Below are 12,676 nucleotides of genomic sequence, written 5' to 3' on the forward strand. Positions count from 1 at the left end.
CGCCATGCCGCCGCCGTATCCGCCGCGCCCGCCGCCAGCGTGGCCGCCGCGCGCGGGATCCTGCCGTCGTCGGTGCTGGCCGCCCTGCAACGCGCGCACGTGCCGGCCTCGAGCCTCAGCGTGGTGATCGAGAAGATCGGCGCGCGCGAGCCGACCGTCGACTGGAACGGCCAGCGGCCGATGCTGCCGGCCTCCACCATGAAGCTCGTCACGACCTGGTCGGGCCTCGCGATGCTCGGCGCCGATTACCGCTTCCGCACCAGCGCCTACGCGGACGGCACGGTCGACCCGGCCGGCACGCTGCACGGCAACCTGTACATCAAGGGCACCGGCGATCCGAAGCTGGTGCCCGAGGAACTGATCGACCTGGTCGACAAGATCCGCCGCGCCGGCATCGTCAACGTCGACGGCGCGCTGGTGCTCGACAAGACCTTCTTCGCGCCGTCCACGCGCGATCTGCCGTCGTTCGACGACGACGTATCGGCGCCCTACAACGTCGGCCCCGACCCGCTGCTCTACGCGTTCAAGGCGCTGTCGTTCACGGTCACGCCGACCGACAGCGGCAGCGTCGCGATCGACGTGCTGCCGCCGCTCGCGAACCTGACGATCGACAACCAGGTCAACGAGAGCGGCACCTCGTGCGCCACCTCCTACGCCGCCGCGCAGCCGCACATCTCGGCCGGCCCGAACGGCGCGCTCACCGCCGCCTTCATGGGCCGCTTCGCGCAGAACTGCCCGCCGATCACCACCAACGTGGCCGTGCTCGATCATTCGCAGTTCTTCTCGCAGGGCTTCCTCGCGCTGTGGCGATCGACGGGCGGCACGTTCAACGGCCAGATCCTCGAAGGCAAGGTGCCGGCCGCGGCGCGCCCGGTGGCCGTGCATCGCGGGCCGGTGCTGTCGAGCGTGGTGTACGACATCAACAAGAACAGCAACAACACGATGGCGCGCAACCTGTTCCTGGCGATCGGCGCGATCCAGGGCAAGCCGCCGGCCACGCCCGAGCAGTCGTCGAGCGTGATCCACGCGTTCCTGCAACGCAGCGGCATCGCGATGCCGGATCTCGTGCTCGACAACGGCTCGGGCCTGTCGCGCGACGAGCACGTCAGCGCGCGCTCGCTCGCCGCGCTGCTGCAGGCGGCCAACGCCAGCCCGGTCGCGCAGTCGTTCGTCGATTCGCTGCCGGTGGCGGGCGTGGACGGCACGATGGCGCGCCGCCTGACCAACCAGCCGGTGCTCGGCAACGCGCACATCAAGACGGGCACGCTGCGCGACGTGCGCGCGATCGCCGGCTACGTGGCCTCGGCGGACGGCAACAGCTACGTGGTGGTCAGCTTCATCAACGATCCGCGCGCCAGCGCCGCGCGCGCCGCGCACGACGCGCTGCTCGAATGGGTCTACGACGGCCCGCACTGAGCCGCGGCGGCGTTTGAAACGGGCGGCGCGGCGCCGTCGCCCGCCCCGCCTTGCGGGCAAACCCTCCCCCGAACACTCCCTCTACGGAACTTGTCGCGCCGCGCGCGGCGATTGCGTACGCTTTGGCTTCGCATCCCACCCGGCCTGACCAGGACGCCGGGGCGATGGCTGGCCAGATTCGAAAAAAGGGGGAGACGCCCATGCAATTCAACGTCGAATTGCTGTTGCTCGCGCTGGCGCCCGTGTTCCTGCTCTGCATCGGCTGGGAGGCGTGGCACCTCGCCCGCACACGCCCGCAGGACCATCTCTACGATTGGCGCGACACGCTTTGCAACGCCGCGCTCGCGCTGATGCATCAAGGCGCCGACAAGCTCGCGTGGCTCGTGGTGATCCCGCTCTACGCGTATTGCTACGACCACTACCGGCTGTTCAACTGGCCGTCGAGCTGGTTCGCCTTTTTCGTGCTGTTCGTCGCGCAGGATCTGCTCTATTACGGGTTTCATCGCGCGAGCCATCGCGTGCGCTGGCTGTGGGCCGCGCACGTGGTGCATCACTCGTCCGAACGGCTCAATTTCTCGACCGCGTTCCGCCAGAGCCTGATGTATCCGATCGCCGGCATGTGGGCGTTCTGGCTGCCGCTCGCGTTCCTCGGCTTTCCGCCGCAGCAGATCGTCGGCATCGTGCTGATCAACCTGGCGTTCCAGTTCTTCGTGCACACCCAGGCGATTCCGAAGCTCGGCTGGCTCGAGCATGTGCTCAACACGCCGTCGATCCACCGCGCCCATCACGCGCGCAACCCGCGCTACATCGACCGCAACTACGCGGGCGTGCTGGTGATCTGGGATCGGCTGTTCGGCAGCTTCGTCGAGGAGGATCCGCGCGATCCGCCCGTCTACGGCATCGTCGAACCGCTCGGCTCGAACAACCCGCTGATCGCGACCTTTCACGAATGGCGCTCGATGGCCGCCGACGCGTTTCGCGTCGGCGGCGCGCGCAACAAGTGGCGCGCGATTTTCGGGCCGCCCGAGTGGGCGAGCGCTTATCATGCGCACATTGCCGGCACGTTGCGACCCGCAACGGCCGCATCCCGGGGGGAAACCGGCGACCCGCGGCAACCCGCCGCCCTGCCGCCGGACATCGGGCAACACGCGTCGGACGACGCATAAACAATCTGGCCATATCAACGAGGAGATAACTGCATGAAGCCGAACACCACCGCGACGCGCCGCCTGCCCAGCCGTCTGAAGCGCACCGCCCAGCTCGCCATCGCGAGCGCGGCGCTGGCGCTGCTCGCCGCCTGCGGCGGCGGTGACGACAACAGCCCCGCGCCCGCCGCGTCGGCCAGCGTGAAGATGCAGATCGTGTCGTTCGGCGACAGCCTGTCCGACGTCGGCACCTATTCGCCGCAGATCCTGCTCGGCTTCGGCGGCGGCCGCTTCACGACCAACCCGGGCGAAGTGTGGACGCAGAAGGTCGCCGAGTTCTACGGCGATACGCTCAAGCCCGCGTACGAAGGCGGGTTCGGCGTACCGCTGCAGGCCACCGGCGGCCTCGGCTATGCGCAGGGCGGCTCGCGCGTGACGCTGCAGCCGGGCCTCGGCCACGCCGACGCATCGGTCGCCAACGCCGACTACGCGCAGGCCACCACCACGCCGATCGCCACCCAGCTCCAGCAATACCTGCAGGCGCACGGCAGCTTCAATGCGAACCAGATCGTGCTGATCAACGGCGGCGCGAACGACATCCTGTATCAAGCGCAAGTCGCGCAGGCAGCCGGCAACACGCAGGCCGCGCAGCTCGCCGCCGCGCAGGCCGTGGGCCTCGCCGCGCAGCAACTGGGCGCGGTGATCGCGCAGATCCCGGCCAACGGCGCGACCCACGTGTTCGTCTCGAACATGCCCGACATCGGCACCACGCCGCTCGCGCTGGCCGGCGGCGCCGCCACGCAGGCCGCGCTGACGCAGCTCTCCGCGCTGTTCAACCAGACGCTGACGGCCACGCTCACGGCGCTCCAGGTCGACACCACCAAGGTCAAGGTGATGGACGCGTTCACCTGGCAGGACGGCATCGGCGCGAACTTCGCGGCCAGCGGCTTCACGGTCGGCAACACCGGCACGGCCTGCAACCTGACGGCGATGGCCGCGGCGGCCGCCAAGGCCGGCGTCGCCAACCCGAGCGCGTTCGCCTCGTCGCTGTTCTGCTCGCCGCAAACCTACACGGTGGCGAACGCCGACCAGACCTACATGTTCGCGGATACGGTCCACCCGACCACGCGCCTGCACGCGCTGTTCGCGCAGTTCGTCGAATCGCAGATCGCGGCGGCCGGCGTCGGCAAGTAAGCCGGCGCCTCGGGTTCATCCCCGCAACGCGAAAACGCCCGGCATGCCGGGCGTTTTTCATGGTGCGGGCGATTGGGTGCGGCCGATGTCGTTCGGGCCGCCGCGCTCAGTGCGACGCGCCCTGCTCGAACGCCGCCGCGGCCCGGCCGAGCCGGTCGTTGACGGCCACCCAATCCGGCGTATCGGGCAGTTGTTCGACGAGAATGCGTGCCACGTCGGCACGATCGAGCGCGCGCAGCAGGCTGTACAGCTCGCGCGCATAAGCTTGCGGATCTTCGGGCGCGGCCACGAAATGCACGCCGGGCGCGGTCGCCCAGTCGCGTGCGCTGGACGCGCGCGCCACCAGCGCCACCGGCTCGCCGGCTTCGGCCGCCGCATCGAGCAGCAATTCGAGCCGATCGAACGGCAGCAGCGCGAGCGGCGTGCGCGGCGCGTAATGCGCCTTCAGCGTGCCCGAGGCGCGCGGCGCGCTGGCGTCGCTGCCGTCGGGCAGGCGCACCACCGTGCCGAGCACGTCGGCGATCTGCTGCGGCGTGACGTGCCCCGGGCGCAGCAGCGCCGGGAAACCGCGCGACAGGTCGAGAATGGTCGATTCGATGCCGACGTCGGACGCGCCGCCGTCGAGCACGTGCACGCTCGCGCCGAACTCGTCGCGCACGTGCTGCGCGGTGGTCGGGCTGACGTGGCCGAAGCGGTTCGCGGAGGGCCCGGCCACGCCGCCATGCCCGTCGCGCAACGCGCTGAATGCGGCCAGCAGTTGCTGAGCGACCGGATGCGACGGGCAGCGCAGCGCGACCGAATCCTGGCCGCCGCTGACGGCATCGGGAATATGCGCGGCGCGCTTGAGGATCAGCGTGAGCGGGCCCGGCCAGAACGCCTCGATCAGCGTGCGCGCGTCGGTGGGCAGCGACTGCACCCAGTAGCCCGGATCGCCGCCGGGCGGCAGATGGACGATCACCGGATGGTTCGACGGCCGGCCCTTCGCCGCGTAGATCCGCGCCACCGCTTCGGGGCTGGCCGCATCGGCGCCGAGCCCGTAGACGGTTTCGGTCGGAAACGCGACGAGCTCGCCCGCCGCAAGCTTCGCGGCGGCCTCGTCGATCGCCGCCTGCGGCACGGGCGGAACGGGCGACACCGGCGGCAACGCGGAAGTGGAACGGGCGTCGGAACTCATCGTGGCGCGCCCCTTACGCGAGCGGAATGCGCAGCAGGCGCGCGCACGCCTCGGCGGCCTCGACGGCCTCGCCGAGCGTTTCCGCCGTGAAGTTCACGTGGCCCATCTTGCGGCCGACGCGCGCGTCTTCCTTGCCGTACAGATGCAGATGCGCCGACGCCATCGCGGCCACCCGATCCCACGGCGGCGTGACGGCTTCGGCGGCGGGATCGGCGAACCACACGTCGCCGAGCACGTTGACCATGGTGGCCGGCGAATGCTGGCGCGGGTTGCCGAGCGGCAGCCGCGCCATCGCGCGTACCTGCTGCTCGAACTGGCTGGCCGCGCAGGCGTCCACCGTGTAATGGCCGGAATTGTGCGGACGCGGCGCCATTTCGTTGGCGACCAGCGAGCCGTCTTCCAGCACGAAGAATTCGACGCACAGCACGCCGACGTAATCGAGCGAATCGGCGATGCGCACCGCGGCCTGCTGCGCCGTGGCCGCGAGCGCGGCGTCGGCGGCCGGCGCGGGCACCACGGTCAGCGCGAGGATGCCGTCCACGTGGGTGTTCTGCGCGAGCGGGAACACGGCCGATTTGCCATCGGCGCCGCGCGCGATCAGCGCCGACACTTCGTATTTCAGCAGCAGGCGCTTTTCGAGCACGCACGGCACGCCGCGCAGCGCGCCGAACGCGGCGCGCGCCTCGGCGGCGTTCGCGACGCGCACCTGGCCCTTGCCGTCGTAGCCCATGCGGGCCGTCTTGAGGATGCCGGGCAGCACGGCGTCGAGCTCTGCGTTGCCGAGCGCGGCCAGCGCCTCGGCCGATTCGATCACGACATGCGGCGCGACCGGCACGCCCGAGGCGGCGATGAAGCGCTTCTCCGCGATCCGGTCCTGCGCGATCGCCACGCAGCGCCCGGCGGGCGCGACGAAGGTGGTCTGCGCGAGGAAATCGAGGCTCGCGGCCGGCACGTTCTCGAACTCGGTCGATACGGCTTCGCACAGCGCCGCGAGTTCGGCCAGCGCGGCCTCGTCGTCGTAAGCGGCGCGCAGATGGCGATCGGCCACGGCGCCGGCGGGGCTCGCCGCGTCGGGGTCGAGCACCGCGACGCGATAGCCCATCGATTGGGCCGCGAAGCAGAACATGCGGCCGAGCTGGCCGCCGCCGACCATGCCGAGCCAGGCGCCGGGCAGGATCGGTGAAACCGGAGTGGAGTGTGCAGTCATGTCAGTGATCGGTCGCGGCGGGCTTCGTCGGGCGAAGCGCGCGCCGCCAGGGGACGTCGTTGCGGGCCGCTTACAGCGGCGGCAATACCATCGCGTGCGCGGCTTCGTTCTGGCGCACGCGGAATGCGGCGAGCCGGTTCGCGTACTCGGCCGAGGTGCCGGCCAGCAGCGACACGGCGAACAGCGCCGCGTTGGCCGCGCCGGCCTCGCCGATCGCGAACGTCGCGACCGGCACGCCCTTGGGCATCTGCACGATCGAGTGCAGCGAATCGACGCCCTTCAGGTACTTGCTCGCCACCGGCACGCCGAGCACCGGCACGGTGGTCTTGGCGGCCAGCATGCCGGGCAGATGCGCCGCGCCGCCGGCGCCGGCGATGATCGCCCGCAGCCCGCGCTCGCGCGCTTTCTCGGCGTAGTCGAACATCTCGTCGGGCATCCGGTGCGCGGAGACGACCTTGGCCTCGTAAGGCACGTCGAACTCCTGCAGGATCGCGACGGCCTGCTTCATCACGTCCCAATCGGAACTGGAACCCATCAGCACGCCGATCAGCGGCGCGCTGTGCGTGTGGGCGGTCTGGACTTCACTCATCGTGCGACGTTTCCTTCGTTGATCCGCTGCTGGCCCGCCGCTTACGCGAGCGTCTGGCCGGTGATGCGCTCGAGCGCTTCCTGGTACTTGGCGCTGGTGCGGGCGACCACGTCGTCCGGCAGCTTCGGCGCCGGCGCCGTCTTGCCCCAATCCTGGGTTTCGAGCCAGTCGCGCACGAACTGCTTGTCGAACGACGGCGGGTTGGTGCCCACTTCGTACTGATCGGCCGGCCAGAAGCGCGACGAATCGGCCGTCAGCGCCTCGTCCATCAGGAACAGCTTGCCGTGCTGGTCGAGGCCGAATTCGAACTTGGTGTCGGCGATGATGATGCCGCGCGTGGCCGCGTAATCGGCCGCTTCCTTGTACAGGCGGATCGAGATGTCGCGGATCGTCGCGCTCAGCTCGGTGCCGATGCGGCGCTCGCATTCGTCGTACGAGATGTTTTCGTCGTGGTGACCCATTTCGGCCTTGGCGGCCGGCGTGAAGATCGGCTCGGGCAGCTTCTGCGCGTTTTGCAGGCCTTCCGGCAGTTCCACGCCGCACACGGCGCCGGTCGCCTGGTAATCCTTCCAGCCGCTGCCGGCCAGGTAGCCGCGCACCACGGCCTCGATCATGATCGGCTCGAGACGCTTGACCACCACGCCGCGGCCCTCGACCTGCGCGACTTCGTCGGCGGCCACCACGGCTTCCGGGGCGTCGCCCGTCAGGTGGTTCGGGACGATGTGCGAAAGCTTGTCGAACCAGAAGTTGGCCATCTGGTTCAGGACGCGACCCTTGTTCGGAATCGGCTCGCCCATCACCACGTCGAACGCCGAAAGGCGGTCGGTCGTGACGATCAAGAGCTTGTCGGTGCCGACCGCGTAGTTATCGCGGACCTTGCCGCGACCGAGAAGCGGCAGCGAGCGGAGCGTGGATTCGTAAAGGGTAGACATCGTCGTCTTCGCAGAAAATGGGGCCAAACAAAAAGGGAAACGCCGTTCCCCGCGGACAGGCGGGAACGGCGGCTGAATTTCCGGCCGGCGCCGCCCCGAACCGCGGGCGGCAAAACCGATATGTTAGCGCACGAGCTGGGCGAGCTCGCCAGCCTTGTAGCGCTCGGCGATCTTGTCGAGCGACACGGGCTTGATCTTGCCGGCCTGACCTTCGCAGCCAAAAGCGAGATAACGCGCCACACAAACCTTCTTCGCGGCTTCGCGCGCCGGCTTCAGGTAGTCGCGCGGATCGAACTTGCCCGGGTTCTCGACGAAGTAACGGCGGATCGCGCCGGTGATCGCCAGACGCAGGTCGGTATCGATGTTGATCTTGCGCACGCCGTGCTTGATGCCTTCCTGGATTTCCTCGACCGGCACGCCGTAGGTTTCCTTCATGTCGCCGCCGAATTCGCGGATTTCCGCGAGCAGCTCCTGCGGCACCGACGACGAACCGTGCATCACCAGGTGCGTGTTCGGAATGCGTGCGTGGATTTCCTTGATGCGCGAGATCGACAGGATGTCGCCCGTGGGCTTCTTCGAGAACTTGTAGGCGCCGTGCGAGGTGCCGATCGCGATCGCGAGCGCGTCGCACTGGGTTTGCTTGACGAAGTCGGTGGCCTGCTCCGGATCGGTCAGCAGCTGCTCGCGCGTCATCGTGCCGTCGGCGCCGTGGCCGTCTTCCTTGTCGCCCTTCATGGTTTCGAGCGAGCCGAGCACGCCGAGTTCGGCTTCGACCGTCACGCCGATCGAGTGCGCCATTTCCACCACGCGACGCGACACGTCGACGTTGTATTCATACGACGCCACCGTCTTGCCGTCGGCTTCCAGCGAACCGTCCATCATGACGCTGGTGAAACCGCTGCGGATCGCCGCGAGGCAGACCGCCGGCGACTGGCCGTGATCCTGGTGCATCACGACCGGGATGTGCGGATACGATTCGACCGCCGATTCGATCAGATGGCGCAGGAACGCTTCACCCGCGTACTTCCGGGCGCCGGCCGAGGCTTGCATGATCACGGGCGCGCCGACTTCGTCGGCCGCCGCCATGATCGCCTGCACCTGCTCCAGGTTGTTCACGTTGAATGCCGGCAGGCCGTAGCTGTGTTCCGCTGCGTGGTCCAGCAGTTGACGCATTGATACGAGAGGCATTGTGGTACTCCATGGAATGAAAACCGGCGCGCCCTGAGTTGGCGGCGCGCTGCCTGCCCCGGCAACCATCGGGGGGGCGGCGCACGCGGCCGAGCGTTGAATGGGCGACATTTTATCGCGAAGCGCTCCGCGTTTAGTCCCGATTACGGGCGGATTCCGCAATTTGTTACGACTTCCGTTTCGTGTATCACGGAAATCGCGACAGCTTTCGTTCGGTGTACCACGAAAAAAAGCGAAAAAAAGCCGCGCGGGGCGATCCGGCCCCCACGCGGCGTTTTTCCGGCCCGGCGAACCGGGCAGGCTCAGAACGCGTCGCCGACGCGCACGATCTTCAGCGTATTGGTGCCGCCCGCCTGCCCCATCGGCTCGCCGACGGTCAGCACCACCATGTCGCCGCGCACCACATAACCCTGGCGGATCACGATCTCGAGCGCCGCCTGCAGCGCCGAATCGCGGTCGCTGTTGAAGTCGACGTGCAGCGGCACGACGTTGCGGAACAGCGCCATGGCGCGCTCGCTGCCGACCCGCGGCGTCAGCGCGAAGATCGGCACGTGGGTGATGTGACGCGACATCCACAGCGCCGTCGAGCCCGATTCGGTCAGCGCGATGATGGCCTTCGCGCCGAGGTGGTGGGCCGTGAACAGCGCGCCCATCGCGATCGACTGATCGATCCGGGTGAACGTGCGGTCGAGGAAATCCTTGTCGAGCTCGACGCGTTCGGATTTCTCGGCCTCGACGCAGATCGCCGCCATGGTTTCGATCGTGACGACCGGGTACTTGCCGGCGGCCGATTCGGCCGACAGCATCACGGCGTCGGTGCCGTCCAGCACGGCGTTGGCGACGTCCGACACTTCGGCGCGGGTCGGCACCGGGGCGTGGATCATCGATTCCATCATCTGGGTGGCGGTGATGACGAGCTTGTTCGACTCGCGCGCCATGCGGATCATGCGCTTTTGCAGCGCCGGCACGGCCGCGTTGCCCACTTCCACGGCCAGGTCGCCGCGCGCGACCATGATGCCGTCCGAGGCGTCGAGGATGTCCTGCAGCGCCGGAATCGCCTCCGCGCGCTCGATCTTGGCGATCATCTTCGGCTTGATGCCGTACGGCGCGCCCGCGATGTTCGCGAGCTGGCGCGCCATTTCCATGTCGGTGGCGTTCTTCGGGAACGACACCGCCACCATGTCCGCGCCGAGCGACATCGCGGTGCGGATGTCTTCCATGTCCTTGGCCGTCAGCGCCGGCGCGGACAGGCCGCCGCCCTGGCGGTTGATGCCCTTGTTGTTCGACAGTTCGCCGCCCACCTTGACCGTCGTGTGGATCTCCTCGCCGAGCACGCGCTCGACGGTCAGCACGATCAGGCCGTCGTTGAGCAGCAGCAGGTCGCCGGATTTCAGGTCGCGCGGCAGATCCTTGTAGTCGAGGCCGACGCGCTCGTCGTTGCCGAGCTCGCAGCCTGCGTCGAGGATGAACGGCTGGCCCGGCTCGAGCTGGGTCTTGCCGTTCTCGAACTTGCCGACGCGGATCTTCGGACCTTGCAGGTCGGCCATGATCGCGATCTCGCGGCCGACCTTGCGAGCGGCCTCGCGAACCATCTCGGCGCGCTGACGGTGATCGTCGGCCGTGCCGTGCGAAAAATTGAGTCGTACGACGTCGAGCCCCGCCTGAATCATCTGCAGCAGAATCTCGGGCGAGCTGGAGGCAGGGCCGATCGTGGCGACTATCTTGGTGGCGCGAAACATGAAACTCCTCTTGAGGGTCGGGGTGGATGCGCTGGAGAGACTGCTGCGAAAGCCGGATCCCGCCGGCCCAGCGGCCGGTGCTCCGGTGCGCGCGCCGGCATCGTCGGCCGGCGTCGCTTTGTTCTGGCTGTAATCCGTATGCATCGCGGCCGGGCGGCCGGCCTTCCGGCCTCGCCGCCCGCCGGTGCGGGAACCGGGGCGTGCCCGCGCCGCCCCTGCCCGCCTTCCGGCGCGCGCCACGCGCGACCGCGCGTCATCCTCAGGCCGCGCCGCGCGTCTCGAGCACTTCCACGGCCGGCAGCGTCTTGCCTTCCAGGAATTCGAGGAAGGCGCCGCCGCCCGTCGAGATGTAGCTGACCTTGTCGTGGATGCCGTACTTGGCGATGGCCGCGAGCGTGTCGCCGCCGCCGGCGATCGAGAACGCCGGCGAATTGGCGATCGCTTCGGCGAGCGTCCTGGTGCCGTTCTCGAACGGCGCGAACTCGAACACGCCCACCGGGCCGTTCCAGACGATCGTGCCGGCCTTTTCGAGCTGGCCGGCCAGCGCCTTGGCGGTGTCCGGGCCGATGTCGAGGATCAGGTCGTCGTCCATGATGTCGTCGACCTTCTTGACCGTCGCCACGGCCGTGGCCGAAAACTCCTTGGCCACCACCACGTCCGACGGGATCGGCACCGAGGCGCCGCGCTCGCGCGCCGCATCGATGATGGTCTTGGCTTCGGCCACCAGATCCGGCTCGGCCAGCGACTTGCCGATCTTCAGGCCCGCGGCCAGCATGAACGTGTTGGCGATGCCGCCGCCGACGATCAGCTGATCGACCTTCTCGGCCAGCGACTTCAGGATCGTCAGCTTGGTCGACACCTTCGAGCCGGCCACGATCGCCACCAGCGGGCGCTTCGGGTTGCCGAGCGCCTTGCCGAGCGCCTCGAGTTCCGCGGCGAGCAGCGGGCCCGCGCAGGCGACCGGCGCGAACTTGGCGATGCCGTGGGTGGAGGCCTCGGCGCGGTGGGCGGTGCCGAACGCGTCGTTGACGTAGATGTCGCACAGCGCGGCCATCTTCTGCGCCAGCGTGTCGTCGTTCTTCTTCTCGCCCTTGTTGACGCGGCAGTTCTCGAGCAGCACGACGTCGCCCGGCGCGACCTTCACGCCGTTCTCGACCCAGTTCGCGATCAACGGGACATCGCGGCCGAGCAGTTCGGCCAGGCGCGTGGCGACGGGAGCGAGCGAATCCTCGGGCTTGAATTCGCCTTCCGTCGGACGGCCCAGGTGCGAGGTGACCATCACGGCGGCGCCAGCGTCGAGCGCCGCGCGGATCGCCGGAACCGACGCGCGCACGCGGGTGTCTTCGGTGATGTTGCCGTGATCGTCCTGCGGCACGTTCAGATCGGCGCGGATAAAGACGCGTTTGCCGGAGACTTTCCCCTCGGCGATCAGGTCGGTAAGACGCTTAACTTGGCTCATGGGATTGATTGAAGGTTGATGAAGGAAGGCGTTGCGGAAAGATCGCGCGCGGGCTGCCGACAAGGGCGCCGGACGGCCGGGCTGGGCCGTGCGACGCGCGCGAAATTTCGGGAAAAACTCATTCTAGCCGATCGACCCCGCGGCCTGCCCCGCCGCACGGCGAATTCCCCATATTTGACGCGGCGCTTTCGATGCTGCGTCGCAGCATGAAGAACCCGCGCCGCGCGGGGCGGCGGACCGTCATACGACCAGGCGCAGCAGCGTGAAAACGGCCATCCCGATCAGGATCGTGCCGATCATGCTGCGCCGCCACAAAAACCAGGCGAGACCGGCCGCGGCGGCGTAGAAATCGTGATTGGAAAGCGCGAACGAGAGGCCGGCCGGCGTGTCGAGCACGTCGGGCAGCACCACCGCGACGAGCGCGGCGGCCGGCGCGTAGCGCATCGCGCGCTGGGCGCGCTCGGGCAGGATGGTGCGCTCGCCGCCGATCAGGAACAGCGCGCGCGTGATCGCCGTGACCACCGTCATGCCGGCGATCGCCCACCAGGTCATGGCGTAGTCGCTCATCGCGCGCCGCCCTCGCCGTCGCGCGCGGCGTCGGCCGGATCGACCGCGTCGCGCGGCCGGACCTCG

11 protein-coding genes are annotated in these 12,676 nt (G+C 68.8%); 3 read left to right on the plus strand and 8 right to left on the minus strand.

The genetic code is table 11. The features are described from left to right. The 3 genes from dacB to G3N92_RS23155 all read left to right on the plus strand — a co-directional run. Positions 1-1,416 (plus strand): D-alanyl-D-alanine carboxypeptidase/D-alanyl-D-alanine-endopeptidase (dacB, locus tag G3N92_RS23145; RefSeq protein WP_206129911.1); only part of this gene is annotated, 1,416 nt, incomplete at its 5' end. Positions 1,417-1,616: 200 nt separating this feature from the next. Then, positions 1,617-2,582 (plus strand): sterol desaturase family protein, encoded by a 966-nt coding sequence (locus G3N92_RS23150; RefSeq protein WP_206129912.1) that lies wholly within the window; start codon positions 1,617-1,619, stop codon positions 2,580-2,582. Positions 2,583-2,615: 33 nt separating this feature from the next. Further along, positions 2,616-3,755: an SGNH/GDSL hydrolase family protein gene (locus tag G3N92_RS23155; RefSeq protein WP_206129913.1), complete on the plus strand. Its 1,140-nt coding sequence runs from the start codon at positions 2,616-2,618 to the stop codon at positions 3,753-3,755. Between the two features lie 106 nt (positions 3,756-3,861). Here G3N92_RS23155 and G3N92_RS23160 read toward each other — a convergent pair whose 3' ends face one another. From G3N92_RS23160 to G3N92_RS23195, 8 genes are all read right to left on the minus strand, one after another. Further along, positions 3,862-4,929 (minus strand): L-threonylcarbamoyladenylate synthase, encoded by a 1,068-nt coding sequence (locus G3N92_RS23160; protein ID WP_241014974.1) that lies wholly within the window; start codon positions 4,927-4,929, stop codon positions 3,862-3,864. A gap of 13 nt (positions 4,930-4,942) precedes the next feature. Further along, positions 4,943-6,136, minus strand: coding sequence for a 5-(carboxyamino)imidazole ribonucleotide synthase (locus tag G3N92_RS23165; RefSeq protein ID WP_206129914.1), 1,194 nt, complete (start codon positions 6,134-6,136; stop codon positions 4,943-4,945). 70 nt (positions 6,137-6,206) lie between these two features. Then, on the minus strand, positions 6,207-6,725 hold the full coding sequence (gene purE / locus G3N92_RS23170; protein ID WP_206129915.1) for a 5-(carboxyamino)imidazole ribonucleotide mutase: 519 nt from the start codon (positions 6,723-6,725) through the stop codon (positions 6,207-6,209). 41 nt (positions 6,726-6,766) lie between these two features. Further along, positions 6,767-7,657, minus strand: coding sequence for a phosphoribosylaminoimidazolesuccinocarboxamide synthase (locus G3N92_RS23175; RefSeq protein WP_206129916.1), 891 nt, complete (start codon positions 7,655-7,657; stop codon positions 6,767-6,769). Positions 7,658-7,780: 123 nt separating this feature from the next. Next, positions 7,781-8,845, minus strand: a complete 1,065-nt coding sequence (gene fba / locus G3N92_RS23180; RefSeq protein WP_206129917.1) for a class II fructose-bisphosphate aldolase — start codon at positions 8,843-8,845, stop codon at positions 7,781-7,783. 302 nt (positions 8,846-9,147) lie between these two features. Beyond that, positions 9,148-10,584 carry a pyruvate kinase gene (gene pyk / locus G3N92_RS23185; protein ID WP_206129918.1) on the minus strand — a complete coding sequence of 479 codons (1,437 nt, stop codon included), beginning with the start codon at positions 10,582-10,584 and terminating at the stop codon, positions 9,148-9,150. A 259-nt stretch (positions 10,585-10,843) separates the two neighbouring features. Further along, positions 10,844-12,043 carry a phosphoglycerate kinase gene (locus G3N92_RS23190; protein ID WP_206129919.1) on the minus strand — a complete coding sequence of 400 codons (1,200 nt, stop codon included), beginning with the start codon at positions 12,041-12,043 and terminating at the stop codon, positions 10,844-10,846. A gap of 240 nt (positions 12,044-12,283) precedes the next feature. Then, the gene (locus G3N92_RS23195; protein ID WP_206129920.1) at positions 12,284-12,610 is read right to left on the minus strand and encodes an AzlD domain-containing protein; all 327 of its coding nucleotides are present in this window, start codon (positions 12,608-12,610) and stop codon (positions 12,284-12,286) included. Between the last annotated feature and the right edge of the window lie 66 nt (positions 12,611-12,676).

Source organism: Burkholderia sp. Ac-20379 (assembly GCF_017104645.1).
Lineage (GTDB): Bacteria > Pseudomonadota > Gammaproteobacteria > Burkholderiales > Burkholderiaceae > Burkholderia.